The 16975-nt window shown below is 71.5% G+C and carries 15 protein-coding genes; 3 read left to right on the plus strand and 12 right to left on the minus strand.

What is annotated here, in order from left to right:
• Positions 1 to 248 precede the first annotated feature (248 nt).
• The 5 genes from ACZ6S4_RS32215 to wrbA all read right to left on the minus strand — a co-directional run bounded on the left by ACZ6S4_RS32215 (position 249) and on the right by wrbA (position 5858).
• Complete coding sequence (locus tag ACZ6S4_RS32215; RefSeq protein ID WP_465478520.1) at positions 249 to 1415, minus strand: winged helix DNA-binding domain-containing protein; 1167 nt, start codon at positions 1413 to 1415, stop codon at positions 249 to 251.
• 25 nt (positions 1416 to 1440) lie between these two features.
• A complete protein-coding gene (locus ACZ6S4_RS32220; RefSeq protein WP_465478642.1) occupies positions 1441 to 2394 on the minus strand; it encodes a carbohydrate kinase family protein in 954 nt (317 codons plus the stop codon).
• A 50-nt stretch (positions 2395 to 2444) separates the two neighbouring features.
• Positions 2445 to 3635 carry a methionine adenosyltransferase gene (gene metK / locus ACZ6S4_RS32225; RefSeq protein ID WP_465478521.1) on the minus strand — a complete coding sequence of 397 codons (1191 nt, stop codon included), beginning with the start codon at positions 3633 to 3635 and terminating at the stop codon, positions 2445 to 2447.
• Positions 3636 to 3778: 143 nt separating this feature from the next.
• Positions 3779 to 5203 (minus strand): MFS transporter, encoded by a 1425-nt coding sequence (locus ACZ6S4_RS32230; RefSeq protein ID WP_465478522.1) that lies wholly within the window; start codon positions 5201 to 5203, stop codon positions 3779 to 3781.
• Between the two features lie 28 nt (positions 5204 to 5231).
• Positions 5232 to 5858: an NAD(P)H:quinone oxidoreductase gene (wrbA, locus tag ACZ6S4_RS32235; RefSeq protein WP_465478523.1), complete on the minus strand. Its 627-nt coding sequence runs from the start codon at positions 5856 to 5858 to the stop codon at positions 5232 to 5234.
• Positions 5859 to 5954: 96 nt separating this feature from the next.
• On the opposite strand from wrbA, the gene ACZ6S4_RS32240 reads away from it, so the two are divergent.
• Complete coding sequence (locus ACZ6S4_RS32240; protein WP_465478524.1) at positions 5955 to 6395, plus strand: MarR family winged helix-turn-helix transcriptional regulator; 441 nt, start codon at positions 5955 to 5957, stop codon at positions 6393 to 6395.
• Positions 6396 to 6726: 331 nt separating this feature from the next.
• The gene (locus ACZ6S4_RS32245) at positions 6727 to 7890 is read left to right on the plus strand and encodes a helix-turn-helix domain-containing protein (RefSeq protein ID WP_465478525.1); all 1164 of its coding nucleotides are present in this window, start codon (positions 6727 to 6729) and stop codon (positions 7888 to 7890) included.
• A gap of 1 nt (position 7891) precedes the next feature.
• On the opposite strand, the gene ACZ6S4_RS32250 is transcribed toward ACZ6S4_RS32245, so the two are convergent.
• From ACZ6S4_RS32250 to ACZ6S4_RS32280, 7 genes are read right to left on the minus strand one after another with little or no spacing between them, the layout of a single operon-like run.
• Positions 7892 to 8668 (minus strand): 2,3-dihydro-2,3-dihydroxybenzoate dehydrogenase, encoded by a 777-nt coding sequence (locus tag ACZ6S4_RS32250; protein WP_465478526.1) that lies wholly within the window; start codon positions 8666 to 8668, stop codon positions 7892 to 7894.
• A 30-nt stretch (positions 8669 to 8698) separates the two neighbouring features.
• The gene (locus ACZ6S4_RS32255; protein WP_465478527.1) at positions 8699 to 9862 is read right to left on the minus strand and encodes an FAD-dependent monooxygenase; all 1164 of its coding nucleotides are present in this window, start codon (positions 9860 to 9862) and stop codon (positions 8699 to 8701) included.
• A gap of 16 nt (positions 9863 to 9878) precedes the next feature.
• Entirely contained in the window at positions 9879 to 11177 is a 1299-nt protein-coding gene (locus tag ACZ6S4_RS32260; RefSeq protein ID WP_465478528.1) for a phenylacetate--CoA ligase family protein, read from the minus strand.
• Positions 11174 to 11920, minus strand: coding sequence for an amidohydrolase family protein (locus ACZ6S4_RS32265; RefSeq protein ID WP_465478529.1), 747 nt, complete (start codon positions 11918 to 11920; stop codon positions 11174 to 11176). Before ACZ6S4_RS32265 ends, ACZ6S4_RS32260 begins: the two co-directional genes overlap by 4 nt.
• 6 nt (positions 11921 to 11926) lie before the next feature.
• Complete coding sequence (locus ACZ6S4_RS32270; protein ID WP_465478530.1) at positions 11927 to 13030, minus strand: 3-dehydroquinate synthase II family protein; 1104 nt, start codon at positions 13028 to 13030, stop codon at positions 11927 to 11929.
• Between the two features lie 5 nt (positions 13031 to 13035).
• Positions 13036 to 13845 carry a 2-amino-3,7-dideoxy-D-threo-hept-6-ulosonate synthase gene (locus tag ACZ6S4_RS32275; protein WP_465478531.1) on the minus strand — a complete coding sequence of 270 codons (810 nt, stop codon included), beginning with the start codon at positions 13843 to 13845 and terminating at the stop codon, positions 13036 to 13038.
• Positions 13846 to 13865: 20 nt separating this feature from the next.
• On the minus strand, positions 13866 to 15104 hold the full coding sequence (locus ACZ6S4_RS32280; RefSeq protein ID WP_465478532.1) for an aspartate kinase: 1239 nt from the start codon (positions 15102 to 15104) through the stop codon (positions 13866 to 13868).
• Positions 15105 to 15203: 99 nt separating this feature from the next.
• On the opposite strand from ACZ6S4_RS32280, the gene ACZ6S4_RS32285 reads away from it, so the two are divergent.
• A complete protein-coding gene (locus ACZ6S4_RS32285) occupies positions 15204 to 16808 on the plus strand; it encodes an FAD-dependent monooxygenase (RefSeq protein WP_465478533.1) in 1605 nt (534 codons plus the stop codon).
• Positions 16809 to 16975: the final 167 nt, after the last annotated feature.

The raw sequence follows: 16975 nt of genomic DNA on the forward strand, positions 1-16975 counted from the left end.
CGGCAAGCGGCAGAGACCCGCGATCCAGAAGCCGCACGAGCGGCCGCCCACGACGGCCGGCAAGCGGCAGAGACCCGCGATCCAGAAGCCGCACGAGCGGCCGCCCACGACGGCCGGCAAGCGGCAGAGACCCGCGATCCAGAAGCCGCACGACAGGGCCGGCAAACGGGAGAGGCCCGGGACGCAGAAGCCGGCCGCAGCGGGCCGGCAAGCGGCAGAGACACGAAGCGCGAAAGCCGCCCGATCCCCTATGCCGGCTCCGGCCGCATGGCCGGCGACCGGTAAAGACTCGGAACCCGGAATCCACCGAGCCAAGCCGTCAACCGCGCCGCCTCCGCATCGAGGCTCCGGCGACCGGCAGCCGACACGGATTCCAGCAACCGCACCCGTACGACCCCAGCCCCGTCCTGCACCCAGCTACCCACAGCCCGCCCATCGACCCACGCGGTCGCGCCCGCGTTCCCTCGGTTGTCGAAGAGCTGCTCGCGGTGCGGCCCGAGGTAGAAGTCCCGCCGCTGCCATCCCATGACCGTCGGATCGAGGACCGGCAGCAGCGCCGCCCACGGTCCCGGGTCGGGCACTTCGTCGAGGTCGTCCGGCAACAGCCACCCGGTGTCGCCGCTGTCGAGCGAGACCGCGACAGCACCGACCTCCCCGAGCGCGGCCCGCACCACGCTCCGGGTCGCACCCAGCCACCAGACCAGGTCGTCCTCAGTGCCGGGTCCGAAGGTGTACAACCAGCGGCGCACGATCTCGCGATAGCCCTCGGCCGCGCCGCCGAGCTCGGGAACGTCGGTGAGCCAGTGCCGCATGAGGGTCCAGCGGGGCCGGGACGTGTACCAGCCCGCAGTGTTGACGCCCCGCACGATGTCGGCGGTGGCCCCGAGGTGGGTCAGCACCCGGCCCGCCGGCGACAGTCCACCGGCCCCCACCGTCGTCTTCACGTCGATCAGCGGCACCGCCTGCCGGATCTCCAGCGCCGAGCGACCGTCCGGGGTGTCCGCGAGCGCGGCGAGGACCTCGGCGCGGGCGCGGTCGATCCAGTCGTGCCCGTCCTCGGCGAGTCCGGCCAGGACGGCGTCCTTGGCGATGCGGGCCCGTTCGGTGCCCGCGACCCGGGCGGACGCGCTGGACCAGACCGCCGGCAGCAGGTCACGCGGGACCACGAAGAGAGTGCGCCGCATGGCCAGCTGCTTGACCAGCGTACGGTCGGCGTAGAGCGCCCGGTCGACGTCGGCGATCTCGAGCGACCCGGCCCGCGCCCAGCAGGACAGGTAGACCGTGGCGGGCTCGGTGGCGTGGAGCACGGTCATGGCCCGCGTGACGGACTCCGGCGAGTCGGCTCGGAACCCGGGCGCCAGCGCGTGCCGGACCCCCAGCCGGGCGCGGCGTTCATGATCGGACACGTGACGCATCGGGCCATGCTGTCACGCCCTTGCGTCAGGATCCGGTCATGGCCACGGCCGGATGCAGGGCTTCGCGGACCGCCGCGGCGGTGCCGGCACCGTAGTGCGCCTCCAGATCGGCGATCAGGTCCGCGGGCCGGACCTCGTACTCCTGGCCGCCCGGCTGCTGAATCGCGTACCCGGCGAGCTGGCAGCCGACGGCCGCGGCGGTCTCGTAGGGCAGTCCGCTCACCACCGCGGCGATGAAGCCGGCCCGGAAAGCGTCCCCGCCGCCGGTGGGATCCACCACGGCCGCCAGCGGCACCGCCGGCACGTCGGCGACCCGGTCGGCCGTACGGATCCGGACCCCCGCCGCGCCGCGGGTGGTCACCACGACCTCCACCATGGCCCGCACGTCCGCGTCGGAGGCGCCGAGCTTGCTGCGCAGCAGGCCGTACTCGTACTCGTTGGACAGCAGATAGCGCGCGCCGGTGATGAACTCGGTGATGTCGGCGGCGGACATCCGGGCCAGCTGCTGCGACGGGTCGGCGGCGAACGGCCGGCCCGCGCGCCGGCAGGCGGCGGCGTGACGCAGCATCGCACCGGGCACGTCGGGCGCGATCACCACCAGTTCGGGGGCCGCACCGGCCGCCGTGACGGCGGCGAGGTCGATGTCCACCGCCTCGGTCATGGCACCGGCGTAGAACGAGGCGATCTGACACATGTCCCGGTCGGTGGTGCAGATGAACCGGGCGGTCTGTGCCTGCTCGCTGACCAGAACCGACGAGCAGTCGACGTGATGCCGTTCCAGCCAGGAGCGGTAGTCGGCGAAATCCGCGCCGACGGCTCCGACCAGCGTCGGCCGCAGACCGAGCTGGGCCAGGCCGTAGGCGATGTTGGCCCCGACTCCCCCGCGCCGGACGGTCAGGTCATCGACGAGGAAGGAGAGCGACACCGTGTGGAGCTGGTCCGCGATGAGCTGGTCGGCGAAGCGGCCCGGGAAGCTCATCAGGTGATCGGTGGCGATGGAGCCGGTCACGACGACGCGGGACACGGCGGTCACCCGGCCGCGTTCTTGAGGTCCTGGGCGCGGTCGGTGTTCTCCCACAGCAGCTCCGGCAGTTCCCGGCCGAAGTGGCCGTACGCCGCGGTCTGCTGATAGATCGGGCGCAACAGATCCAGATCCCGGATGATCGCGGCCGGACGCAGATCGAACACCTCGTTGATGGCCTTCTCGATCCGCTCCACCGGCACGTTCTCCGTACCGAACGTCTCCACGAACAACGACACCGGGTGCGCCTTACCGATCGCGTACGCCACCTGCGTCTCACACCGCTCGGCCAGACCCGCGGCGACCACGTTCTTGGCCACCCAGCGCATCGCGTACGCCGCCGAACGGTCCACCTTCGACGGGTCCTTACCCGAGAACGCACCACCACCGTGCCGCGCGTACCCGCCGTACGTATCAACAATGATCTTGCGACCGGTCAGGCCGGCGTCACCCATCGGCCCGCCGATCTCGAAACGACCGGTCGGGTTGACCAACAGCCGGTACGCGGTGACATCGAGATCGAGTCCCGCCAGCACCGGTGCGATCACGTAGTTGCGCACGTCGGGCGTGAGCAGGCCTTCCAGTGAGATGTCGCCGGCGTGCTGGGACGACACCACCACCGTGTCGAGGCGCACCGGGCGCAGGCCGTCGTACTCGATGGTGACCTGGGTCTTACCGTCCGGACGCAGGTACGGAATCGTGCCGTCCTTACGCGCGGTCGACAACCGCCGGGCCAGCCGGTGCGCCAACGCGATCGGCAGCGGCATCAGCTCCGGGGTCTCCGAACACGCGAAGCCGAACATCATGCCCTGATCGCCCGCACCCTGAGCGTCCAGCGCATGCTCGGAATTGCCCTCGCGCAACTCGACCGCGCTGTCCACACCCTGGGCGATATCCGGCGACTGCGAACCGATCGACACACTCACGCCACACGACGCGCCGTCGAAGCCCTTCTTGGACGAGTCGTAACCGATACCCAGGATCGTCTCACGCACGATGCTCGGAATGTCCGCATACGCCTTGGTGGTCACCTCACCGGCCACATGAACCTGGCCGGTCGTGATCAGCGTCTCCACCGCAACGCGGCTGCGGGGGTCCTGCGACAGCAGGGCATCAAGAATACCGTCGCTGATCTGATCAGCGATCTTGTCCGGGTGGCCTTCCGTGACCGACTCGGAGGTGAACAGGCGGCGTGCCATTGAGGGCTCCGGTTTCTACGGGTCGCGGTGTTGCACGAAGATCAAATCGTCGCGTTGCCCACGCGGGATGCCGGGCCGCGAGGGGTCGGCCCGCCAGGGTGTGGTCACCGCGTGGGCAACGCGACGTCACCTGTCGTCGCGGGTCAGCTCCGCTGCCACTTGGGCAACAGCATGCTGACCAGGGCGATCGCCAGGGCCACTCCGACCGCCAGACCGAAGACGAGTTCGTATCCGGAGGCCAGAGCTTCGGGGGTGGAATTCCCACTGTTGTGCGAGGCAGCGCGGGCCGCGGCCGCCGTCGCGAACACCGCCAGCGCCACCGAACCGCCGACCTGGCTGGCCGTGTTGGCCAGGCCACCGACGATGCCGGCGTCGCGCGGCTCGACGTCGGCGGTCGCCGACGCCATCAGCGTCGGGAACACCAGGCCGATACCGATCGCCACCAGCAGTGTCGGGCCCAGGACGCTCGTCACGAAGTGGCTGCCGACGCCCGCCTGCGAGAGCCAGGCGAATCCGGCCACGAAGCACGCGCAGCCGACCAGCACCAGCAGGCGCACGCCGGTCTTCGGCAGCCAGCCGGAGGCGAACCGCGCCACCACCACGAACATGATCGCGGCCGGTGTCTGTCCCAGCCCGGCGTCGAGCGCGCTGTAGCCCAGCACGTTCTGCATGAAGAGCGAGGTGAAGAACCACATCGCGATGGCGATGCCACCGAACAGGAAGAGCATCGCGTTGCTGACCGCCACGCTGCGGTTGCTGAACAACCGCAGCGGCATCATCGGCGCTGTGGCGAACCGCTTCTCCACCACCAGGAAGACCGCCAGCAGGAGGACGCCGGCCACGACCGGGACGAGCACCCGCGCGGATCCCCAGGCGTGGTCGGCGGTCTGCATGACGCCGTAGATCAGTGCGGCCAGGCCGGCCGTACCGGTGATCGCGCCGGCCAGATCCAGCGCCTCGCGGCGGCCGGGCCGCGCGGTCAGCGACGACATCGCCACCGCGATCAGCAACGCGCCGATCGGCACGTTGATCAGGAACACCCACCGCCAGGACAGCCCGGTCGTCAGCACACCGCCGGCCACCGCACCGACCATGCCGCCGACGCCACCGGAAGCGGACCACGCCCCGAACGCCCGGGCGCGCTGCGCCCCCTCCGGGAAGCAGGTGTTGATCACGGCGAGGGTGGCCGGAGCCAGCATCGCGCCACCCAGGCCCTGCGCGGCGCGGGCGACGACCAGCATCTCCGCGCTGGTCGCCAGGCCCGCGACCAGGCTGGCCAGCGAGAACAGGGCGAGCCCGGCCACCAGCATGCGGCGGTGACCGAACAGGTCGGCCGCGCGGCCGCCGAGGAGCATGAAACCGGCGAACGCCAGGACGTAACCGTTGACCACCCAGGCCAGTCCGGTGTCGGTGAACCCGAGATCCCGCTGCACCGCCGGCAGCGCGACGTTGACGATCGACACGTCGAGAATGACCATGAACTGGCAGGCGCACGCCAGCGCGAGAACCAGCCAGGCCGGGCCGGTGTACGGCTTGACCGCCGGGCTGTCGGCACGGGTACTCGTCATCACTTCCTCCGCTTCATCGGACTGCGTCTCAGGCACTCTGAGCAGCACCCGCGGCAAGCGGGGCGCCCTTGAGCCGGACGGCGAAGTTGGCCAGACGCTGGCCCTGGTAGCGGGCGGCGTCGAGGGCCGCCGCGTCGGCACCGGCACCCCCGGTCGAGACGGTGCCGTAGGGGTTGCCGCCGGCGGCGTAGACCGTCGCGTCGGTGAAGCCGGGCGGCACGATCAGCGCGCCCCAGTGGTAGAAGACGTTGCCCAGGGCGAGGATCGTCGCCTCGCTGCCGCCGTGCCGGTTGTAGGCCGAGGTGAACGCCGTCACCGGCTTGTCGGCCAGGACCCCGTCGCGCCACAGGCCGCCGGCCTGATCGATGAACTGCTTGAGCTGCGCGGCCGGCGTCCCGAACCGGGTCGGCGTGCCGAACGCGTACGCGTCGGCCCAGGCCAGGTCGTCGAGCTGGGCCACCGGCACCGAGCTGGTGGCGTCGAGATGCTGGCGCCACTGCGGGTTCTGGTCGATGGCCTCGGCGGGGGCCAGCTCGGCGGCCCGGCGCAGCCGCACCTCGGCCCCGGCCGAGGTGGCACCCTCGGCGACGGCCTCAGCGAGGGCGTGGACCGTGCCCGTCGAGCTGTAGTAAAAAACTGCGACCTTGACCGTCATGTCGGCTCCTCGAGACTGTGTAGCATTGCTTATGCGCGTAATGGTTACGCGCATAATCTTATGCGCGTAACGAACGCTGTTGTCAAGGGAGGGTCCATGGATCCCGAGTACGCCGACGCCCTCAACCAGGGAATCCGCCTGCTCAGCCTGCGTCACCGGGCCAGGGCGGCGCAGTTGCTGGCCCCGCTCGGGCTGCACGCCGGCCAGGAAGCCGTGCTGCTCGAGCTCGACCGGACCGGCCCGCTGATCCAGGCTCAGCTCAGCGAGGCGCTGGGTTGCGAGCCGCCCAGCGTCACCCTGATGACTCGCAAGCTGGAGGCCTCCGGCCACATCCGGCGCACTCCCGATCCGGCTGACAAGCGCGCCACCGTGGTAGCGCTGACCGACAGCGGAAAGGCGCTGGCCGACCAGATCCGGGAGCTGTGGGTCACCCTTGCCGAGGAGACGGTCCGCGACCTGCCCGCCGTGATGCTGAAGCAGCTGCCCGGGATCCTGCACACCATGTCCACGAACGTCGACAGCAAATCATCCACCTAGTCGATACCTGCCGCGCGGCGCACGCCGCATCCCTTATTCACGCGATGTCAGCGAGCGCTGACCGAAGGTACACGACACACTGCCCGCCTGGAATCACGGGTTGGCCCGATGTTCGCAACCTTGGACGGCGCAAGAATCGGTGTGGTCCGTCCCAGGTCCGCAAGGACGCGTCACCATCCTGCCGGGACGACCGGCGCCGCATCGATGCTCAGCGCCACCAGCAGCACCCGCTCCGGCCCGCGTCTCAAGGATGGCGCGCGCTCGTCACCGCGACGCGGTTCCGGGCGCCGGGCAGGGGCGGCAGTCGCAGGTTCGATCAGACGGGGAAACCATGCTGGCCAATGTCCGGGAAAAACAGGATCTCCTCCACGAGCTCGCCGCACTGCTCGAATCCCCACCCGAGCACATCGGGGCGATAGTGGTGCAGGGCGCTGAGGGCGTCGGCAAGAGTCACCTGCTCGGTGTCGCACTGGGGCTGGCCCGCGAGCGGGGCTGCCACACGGCGGGCCCGGTCGACGGGCGGGACATCGCCGTCCTGCACGCCGCCACCGCCCTGCCCGAGCCGCTCGCCGGCCACCCGCTGCCACCGGACGACGGCGTACCGATCGTCATCGGCGTCGACGACACGCACCTGGCCGATCCCGCCCGACTGCGCCTGGACATGCGCTGGCTGGCCAAGAACCGCCGGGCCCCGTGCGTCTGGGTGCTGACCACCCGCCCGGACTGCTTGTCACCGGCAGCCGTGGCCGCCGGCAAGGTCGTCCACGTCACCCTGGGAGACCTTCCCGGGCCGGGCGTGGCAGCGCTGGTGACCGAGGTGCTCGGCGCGCCCCCCTGCCCCGACCTTCTCTCGTTCGTCGCCCAGGCCAACGGTCATCCGCGGCTGATCATCGAGTTGGTCACCGGCCTGCGGGACGAGGGAGCGCTGGGCAACAGCGGCGGGTATGTCCGGCTGCTGCACGCCCGGATCCCGCAGCAGGCCGTCCTCGGGGTGCGGAACCGGCTCTGCACGCTGTCGCCACGGTGCCGGCAGCTGATCCACGTCGCGGCGGCGCTCAACCGGCAGTTCAGCCTGACGACCGTCGCGGAGATGATGAACGAGCCGGTCGCGCAGCTACTGCCCCTGCTGGACGAGGCCACCGATGCCGGCCTGGTGGTCAGCGACGGCGTGGAGCCCGAGTTCCGCAGCACCATGCTCTGGCAACTGGTCCGCGCCTCCCTGCCCGCGAACCTGCGAACCGCCCTGCACCAGCAGGCCGCCGGCCGGCCGTTGACGCCCGTGGCGCGCCAGAACCCGGTCCTCGCCCGGCTCGGCGACAAGGAGCGGACCATCGCGCAGCTCGCCGCCGAGGGCATGACCAACCAGCAGATCGCCCACCGGGTCTTCCTCTCCCCGCACACGGTCAACTACCACATGCGCCGCATCTTCCGGAAACTCGCGGTGACCTCCCGGATCGAGCTGGCCCGGCTGGTCGCGGCGTCGCACACCTCGTGACCTAGACCCCGAGGGTGGCACCGCCGTCGACACACATGTCGTGCATGGTGATGTGACCGGCCCGGTCGGAGACGAGGAAGGCAACCGCCTCCGCGACGTCCTCCGGCCGGGCGAGCTTGCGCAGCGGGATGCCGGCCCGGTACGAGCCGAGCGAGCCGTCGATGGTCATCGACCGGTCGCTGTCGCTCTTCCACATGCCGCGCAGCATCGGTGTGTCGGTCGAGCCGGGCGACACCACGTTGCAGCGGATGCCGAACTCGGCCAGCTCCAGGCCCAGGCACTTGGTGAACGCGGTGGCGGCCGCCTTCGACGACGCGTAGGCGGCCATCCCCACCCGGGGCACGAACGCCGCGTTGGAGCTGACCGTGACGATCGTCCCGGCCCGGCGGTCCTTCATGCGGCGGGCCACCGTACGCGACACGGTGAACACCCCGTGGGTGTTGACCGCGAAGGCGCGCACCCAGTCCTCGTCACTGAGGTCCAGGATGGCTCCCATCGGCAGCACACCGGCGACGTTGACGAGGATGCCCACCGGCCCCAGCTGCTCCTCGACCCGCTCGACCGCGTCGGCCACCGCGCCGGCGTCGGCCACGTCGGCCGGGAACGCCGCGCAGACGCCGTCGATCCGGTCGACGACCGCGGTGAGGGCCTCGGCGTTGCGGTCGAGCAGGGCCACCTGGGCCCCCCGGCCGGCCAGTTCGCAGGCCACCGCCCGGCCGATGCCCTGGGCCGCACCGGTGACGATCGCGGTTCTTCCTTCGACTCCGCTGTGCTGCATGGTGTGGTCTCCTCTGTGCTCAGCGGCCGGTCAGGGAGCGACGGCCGTCGTCGGGTCGTACGCCCACAGCCAGTCCTGTCCGGACAGGTCCGCCCGGCCGCCCAGCTCGGTGTCACGCCGGCGCTGCTCGTCACCGTCGCGCAGGTGCAACGTGCGGGTGTTGCCGCGGGAGCGCTGGTGCACCTCCGCAGTCCGTGGCGCCCGGATGTCCTGGTACCGGCGCAGTGCCGCGGCCACGTCACCGGTCGACCCGGCGAGGCACTCGGCGAGTACCACCGCGTCCTCCACGGCCTGATTGGCGCCCTGAGCCAGGAACGGCAGCATGGGATGAGCCGCATCGCCGGCCAGAGTCAGCCGGTCGGTGCTCCAGCGCTCGATCGTGTCCCGGTCGTGCAGCGCCCAGCGGCGCACGGTGCCGGCGGCCGACAGCAGCGCCAGCACCTGGGGATGCCAGTGCCGGTACGCCCGCACCATGTGCTCCGCCTGGCCCGCGGCTGTCCAGGACTCGATGTCCCAGCCGTCCGCCGGAGTGGTGGCGCCGAAGCTGATCCAGGCGCCGCCGGACACCGGGTAGGACACGCAATGCTGGTCCGGGCCCAGCCACAGCCGCACCTTCGGATCCTCGGCCAGCTCCGGCACCTTGTCTGCCGGCACCAGGCCCCGGTAGATCGTCTGGCCCGAGAACCGGGGCCGGTCCCGGACCAGCCGTTCCCGCGTCACCGAATGGATGCCGTCCGCGCCGACGACCACCTCCGGCTTCGTCGTGAACCCGTCGGCGAACGTCAGCTCGGCCCGATCCGGCCACTCGGCCAGGCCGGTGAGCCGGGAGTCCAGCCGTACGGTGCCGGGCGGGAGCGCACCGACCAGGCAGCGGTGCAGGTCGGCCCGGTGCACGGTCAGGTACGGGGCACCGTACCGCTGCTCGCATCCGGCCAGCGGCGTCGACATGATGAGCTCGCCGTCGTCCCACCGCCGCATCTCGATCGCGGCGGGACGCACCGCCACTTCGCCGAGCACGTCACCCAGACCCAGCCGACGCAGTTGCCGGACGGCGTTGGGCGCGAGTTGCAGTCCGGCACCGACCTCGGTCAGCTCCGGCGCCTGCTCGTACACCCGGCTGGTCAGTCCGGCTTGGCGCAGCGCCACGGCCGTGGTCAACCCGGAGATGCCGGCGCCGATGATCGCGATGTGCATCGCGTCGTCCTTCCGCTCAGTAGTACAGCAAGGCCTTGTCCCAGTCCTCGTCGGCGCCGAACAGGCCGCGCGGCTTCACGACGTCGTGGACGCCGGTCAGGACGTGCCCGGGCACGAGGGTGCCGACCGGCACACCGGAGACCTCGACCGGGATGTCGTACGCCGAGCGGACAGCCTCGGTCAGCGCCGCGCAGGCCGCCGCCCGATGCTCGTCGGGCACCTCGATCTGCAACCGGAGCACTTCCGGGTCGGCCCGGCCGCGCCAGAACAGCACCTCGTGCTCGATCGGGAGCCCGAACACCAGTTCCTCGACCCGGTTCTGGGTGACCTTCGTACCGGCGACCGGATATCCGAACGCCGAGCGGCCCAGCACCCGGACGGTCGGCAGTGCCCAGCCGCATTCGCATTCGGCGTCGGAAACCTCGACGTTGTCCTCGAGGTTGTACCGCAGCAGGGGCATCGCCTGCCGGAACAGCGGGGTCACCACCAGCTGGCCGGTGCCGGTCGCCGAGGTGCGGCCGGTGTCCGGGTCGAGCACCTCGAAGACGGCGCGGTCGGACCACAGGTGCATCCGCCCTCCGGGACACTCGCCGGCGAGGCTGCCGGTCTCGGTCGAGCCGTACTCCTCGATCACCGGGACGCCCCAGATCTCGGTGATCCGGGCGCGCCGGGCGTCGCTCAGCGGCTCGCCGCCGACGAACAGCGCCCGCAGTGCCGGGAAGTCCTGGCCCGGCCGGTGGCCCGCGGCCCGGGCGGCCGCCGCCCACAACAGCGTCTCGGTCGGCATCGACCAGGTCAGGCTCACCTCGAGGTCGTGCAGCACGCGCACCACCCGGGAGTACGGCATGGCCAGCGATCGGTTGTCACCCGGCACCACGGTGGCGCCGTGCAGGCGGCCGGCGGCATGCGCCAGGTGGCCGGTGATCATCAGCGCGTACGGCGTACGAACGAGGAACGTGTCCGACGCGCCGATGCCGATCCACTTGCGGGCGTAGCGCTCGGCGAGGTCCACCCAGTCCTCGGCGGTGTAGTAGGACGGCGTCGGCTGCCCGGCCGTCCCGCTCGACTCGTGATAGGTGGCCAGCTCGGCCCGGTCGACCGCCAGCAGCCCGAACGGGTACTGGTCGCGCAGGTCCTGCTTGGTGGTCAGGGGCAGTTTCACCAGGTCCGCGCGGTCCTGCGGGGTGGCGTCGCCCAGCCGCGACCGGTAGAAGGGCGAAGCCGCCGCCCAGCGCAGCGTCGTCGGCAGTTGCGCATCCTGGATGTCACGCAGTTGCTCTTCGGTCTTCCAGTCACCGAGCTGCGGCAGGGTCATGGCATCTCCAGCAGATTGATGGCGTTTGTCCAGCCGGTCATCTCCCACTCCCGGGGGCCGACTCCGGCCGCCCGGTACTTGGCCAGCTCCACGTCCGGGTGCTGCAGCGGGAACTCCGAGCCGAAGAGCACCCGCTGCGGGCCGAGCGTGTCGATCGCGTCGCGCAGCACCCCGCTGTAGCCGCCGGACGTCTCGAACCAGATGTTGGGCACCGGAGATATCAGATCGACGGCGTAGTAGTCGATGTTGCCGACGCCGCTGTGGCCGAGCACGAAGCGCACCCCGGGATGGTGCCGGGCCAACGACACCAGGTCGGCGACCGCACAGCCGGGGCGGGTGATGCAGACGACGTACACCGGGTGCCGCAGCTGCTCCGCGACAGCCACCAGGCCGGCGGTCCGCGGATCGGTCAAGGGCACCCCGTGCACCGCCGGCGAGATCTCCAACCCCCGGAATCGCGGACCGCTGACGGCGTACTCAGCGGCCGGCCGGTACGGGTTGGCGAACCAGAACGGCACCAGCCGGCCGCCGGACGCCGTAGCGGCGGCGAGCACCGCCTCGTTGTCCGCGCCGGTCTCCACGTGGCCGCCCTCGACCAGTTGCCGGGAGAGCCGCCGCAGGTCGATGGTGCCACCCGCGGCGACCGCCGCCTGATCGATCTTGCACTCGTCCAGCGTCGAGAGCAGCCGCTCCACCGCACCGGGCCGGGGTGCCAGCCGCACGTGGAAGTCGAACACCGGCATCCGGGGTCACTGCTCCCGGCAGAACTCGTTGATCGGGTAGCCGACGTGCCGGTCCTCCAGCGGCAGGTAGCCCAGCACCCGGTCGCCCGGCTTCAGCTCGGTGCTGTTGAGCACCGCCGCGCCCGGACCCAGCACCCGGACGTGCCAGTCGTCCTGCAGGATCAGGTTGACGGTCGTGCCGTTCGGCGCGACCGCGTCGACCGACAGCAGCGGCCGGGACTCGATCTTCACCCGGCCGACCGTGACCACCCGGGTGTTGCCCTTCACGTCGACCGCGAGCACCTTGCTGCCGGCCTGCAGCTCGCTCAGGTAGTTGGTCCGGCCGTTGGTGGACAACGTGTACGACATGATGGCGCCCGCGTTGACCCGGAACGGCCGCGTCGGCATGTACGGCAGCGGATGGGTCTCGCTCACGCACAGCACCATGCCCTTGGAGTGCGAGCCGACCAGAATGCCCTCGTCCTCGTTGAAGTAGGTGCAGGTGTCCACGCAGGCCCGCTCGCCCATGCCGACGTGGCTGATCGCGGTGACCTCGAGCTCGGTCAGCTCCAGGTCCTCCGGCTGGTACTGGGCGGCCTCCTTCAGCTCGGTGGCGTCGCCGACCCGCTTGGGGGTGAGCATCACACCGTCGGAGCCGTGCTCCAGGACGCCGAAGATGATCCCGGCCTCCTCCACGTCGCCGGCGACCGTGATGATGCTGCCGGTGGCTCCCGCCGCCGCGGCGATCACGATCTCCAGCGGGATCTTGGTCGGGTCGCGGAACAGCAGCAGGCTCCACCGCTCGGTGCGAGCGGACTGGCAGGCCAGCTCCAGCGTGGCCGCGTCGCGGATCTCCACGAACCGGCCGAGCTCCACGTCCGGGTAGCGGGCGGCCAGTTCGGCGGTCTGCCCGTGCACCGCCTCGTCCACGATCAGCACGTCCACGCCGGGCAGATCGTCGGGCAGTTCGCCGGCGTCCGGGAAGAGCACTTTGGTGATGGTGGGCGGCAGGCCCTCGAACGCCTCCGGATGGGCGGCGACGAGACCGTCGATGCGCTGATGCACCGCCTCCTCGATGATCGCGGAACGGGCACTGCCCAGCGTGCGGGCGTCGAGCCAGCAGAGCTTCATGGGTGTCACCTTTCGGTCGTGGCAACGGCCGGACGGGAGCCGGCCCGGTCGTGGATGAGAGCCGACATCCGCTTGGTCAGGAGGGCGGGGTCGTCGGCCTGGAAGACGTTGCGGCCCATGGCCACGCCGGCGGATCCGGCGCGCATCACCTCGGCCACGTACTCGAGCACGTCGGCGTGGTTGTCGCGGCGCGGGCCGCCGGCCACGATCACCGGGACCGGTGCGTTGCCGGTGATCTCACTCATCGTGTCCGGCGATCCGGTGTAGAGGGTCTTGACGATGTCCGCGCCGAGATCGGCGGCGAGCGTCACGGCGTGCGCGATCAGCGCCGGATCCCGCGGGTCGGCGATCCGCGGGCCGCGGGGATACATCATCGCCAGCAGCGGCAGGTTCCACCGATCGCAGGCGTCGGAGACGGCCGCCATGTCGGCGACCTGCCGGGCCTCCTCGCGGGAGCCCAGGTTGACGTGCACGCTGACCGCGTCGGCGCCCAGCCGCAATGCCTCCTCGACGCTCGCGACCAGGTATTTCGCGTCCGGGTCGCCGGCGTGCACGGTGCTCGCCGAGAGGTGGACGATCAGCGAGGTCTCCGCGAACCAGCGGTGGTCGACGTAGCGCAGGGCGCCCTTGTGCAGCACCACCGCATCGACGCCGTTGCCGGCGAGCTTGCCGATCAGACCGTTCACACCGTTGCCACCGGTGACCGGACCGTCGGTGACCGAGTGGTCCAGCGGCACGATCAGCAGACGGCCGTAGTCGTGCCGGAACAACCGATTCAGGCGTACCTGCCGCGCGAAGGCGGCGTTGGTGACCACATCCCACTCCTCGTTCGTTGTCAGGGGGAAGCCGTCGACGTGTCGGCATCGAGCGCGAACTCCTGGTGCATCAGTGCCACGGCGTCCAGCCCGCGATCCAGCGGCACCGTCACCGACGTACGCAGCTGTGAGGTGAACAGCCAGCTGGTGGCGATCCCGGCGGAGGCCAGCGCCCGCAACAGCCGTGCGGTGTACTGCGGCCGGCTCAGCAGTCCGACGCCGACCAGCGAGACCTTCGCCACGTTCGGATCGACGACCACCGTGCCGCCGACCTGCTCGGCCCGGCCGCGCAGCGCGGGCAACACCCGGTCGAGATCGCTGTGGCGCATGGTGAAACCCATCCGGAACTCGGTCTCCGCCGAACCGGACCGCGCCACCAGGTCCAGCGGCGCGTTGAGCTCGGCCAGCACGGTCAGCAGATCCGCCGCCAGGTCGCGGCGCGGCCCGTCCGACCGGATCAGCACCCGCACCACGTCCAGATCGTGGGTGACCGCCGTGACGCCGTGACCCTCCAGCTCGGTGCCGTCGGCACGGCTCGTCACCGGGGTGCCGGCGCCGTCGGTGAACGAGCTGCGGACCCTGAGGTCGACCTCGTGCGCGGCGGCCAGCTCCGCGGCCCGCGCGTGCAGCACCTTGGCGCCGGCGAAGGCCATCTCGACCATCATCTCGGCGGGCACCCCGGGCAGCACGCCGGCGTCGGGAACCACCCGGGGGTCGGCGTCGTAGACCCCGTCGACATCGGTGTAGATCTCACAACTGGTCGCGTCCAGGGCGGCGGCCAGGGCCACCGCCGTGGTGTCCGAGCCGCCGCGGCCCAGCGTGACCAGGTCCCCGTCGGCGTTGCTGCCCTGGAAACCGGCCACCACCACGACCTTTCCCTCGCCGAGATGGGCCCGGACGCGCTTGGTGTCGATGCCGGCGATGAGGCCGGCGCCGGCCGGGCCGGTCACCGCGATACCGGCCTGCGGTCCGGTCAGCGAGATCGCCGGAACGCCGGCGGCGGCCAGCGCGGTCGCCATCAGCGCCGCCGAGGCGCATTCGCCGGTGGCCAGCAACTGGTCGGTCTCCCTCGTCGTCGCGGTGCCACCCAGCTCGGCCGCCTGCCGCAGCAGCGTGTCGGTGGTGTCGCCCTGCGCGGAGACCACCACGACCAGCGAGGCGCCGGCGGCGTGTGCCGCGGCGACCGAGGACGCGGCACGCCGGACCCGCGCCACTCCGGCCAGGGAGCTACCGCCGTACTTGCGCACCACAATGTCCATGCCATCGACGCTAGTGAGCGAGCAGCGATGAGCGAACTACCCAGGCGGGTAGTCGGTTGGTGGGCCTCGCGGGCCTCGGCGTCGGGCACGCTTTTCGGCATGCCTACCCCACAGACGGAAACCACAGTCCTGATCGTCGGCGCCGGACCGGTCGGTGCCGTCCTGGCCATGGAGCTCGCCCACCACGGCGTGCGCAGTGTCGTCGTGGACCGCTCCCCCGGCCCCTCCCGGCACCCCAAGATGGACTTCATCCACGGGCGCAGCATGGAGCACTACCGCCGGCTCGGGCTCGCCGACGCCGTCCGGCAGCACGGCGTGGCGCCGGACCACCTGTTCAACTTCCAGTGGATCGAGACGCTGGACCGGCCACCGGTGTCGGTGTGGGAACACCCGTCCGTGGAGCAGACGCGCCGTCGGATGGCTGAGGTGAACGACGGCACCGTGCCCCGCGAGCCGTACCAGCGGGTGATGGGCTCCCGGCTGGAGGAGCTGGGCCGCCGGCAGCTGAGCTCGCTGGCCCTGGTGGACCTGCGGGAGGGCTGGACCTTCCGGGGATACACGGCCGCCGGCGACACGGTGGTGGCGGAGCTCGCCGGGCCGGACGGCATCCACCACGTCCGAACGCGTTTCCTGGTCGGCTGCGACGGCGCGAACAGCGCGGTGCGCCGGGCCGCCGGGATCACCGTCGAGGACGTCACGGGTCCGGTCGAGCACCGCGACGTGTTCTTCCGCAGCACCGATCCCGTGCTGCGGCGCAACGGCCGGTTCTTCCTCACCGTCGCGTCGCGGGGGCTGACCCTGGTGTCCCGCGACGGCGACCAGTTGTGGACCGGCACGTTCCCGCTCTTCGACGCCGCGCAGCGGGACGCCGACCCGGTGGCGGTGCTGCGCGAGCGGCTCGGCGTGGACCTGGCCGTCGACGAGGTGCTGGTGGTGGCCCACTGGGAGGGCCGGCTGGCAGTCGCCGACGCGTACCGGGCCGGCCCCGTCTTCATCGCCGGCGACGCCGCCCACCAGTTCTTCCCGACCGGCGGGCACGGCGCCAACACCGGCATCGGCGACGCGGTGAACCTCGGCTGGAAGCTCGCCGCGGTCGCCCAGGGCTGGGGCGGCCCGGCGCTGCTGGACAGTTACGAGGCCGAGCGCCGCCCGGTCGGCCTGCTCAATCGCGAGTTCTGCGGAAACCTCCTGGATGTGTGGCGGCGTTACCCCGCACTGGCCGCAGCCGGCGCGGGCCGCGCCCGGCTCGCCGCCTTCCTGGAACGCGAGCGGTACCAGATCCACAACACCGGAATCCACTTCGGCGACTCCTACCGCGGCTCGCCCGTGGTGGCCGGCGCGGACGACGCCGAACCGGGCTGGGAGTGGACGCGCATCGTCGCCACGACGGCACCGGGATGGCGCCTGCCCAGCGTCCGGCTGGACGACGGCACGGAGCTGCACGACCTGCTGGGACCGGAGCTGACCCTGCTGGACTCCTCGGAATCGAAGGTGGGCACGGCCATCGCGGACGAGGCGGCCGCCCACGGCATCCCGCTGACCCACGTCGCCGTCGACGACCCGCACGTCCGATCGGTGCTCGAGCGCCCGCTGGTGCTGGTCCGGCCGGATCAGCACGTGGCCTGGCGCGGCGCCGCACCGGCCGACCCCGGTGCCGTCCTCGACGTCGTACGCGGCCGTCGTGGGCCCGGCCCCGGCGAGTAGATCTGCCGCTCGAACGAGTAGTAGGCGTTGTTGCGCCGCCGAAGCGCCGAACATGCTGGAGCCACCGCCGGATCCCTTGCCGCGGGGGGGGGGGGGGCGGGCCGGGGGGGGGGGGGGGGGGGGGTCCACGACGGGGGGTGTATCCCCATCGCGCCCCGCAGAAGAGG

It is taken from the genome of Actinoplanes sp. NPDC051405 (assembly GCF_055586185.1).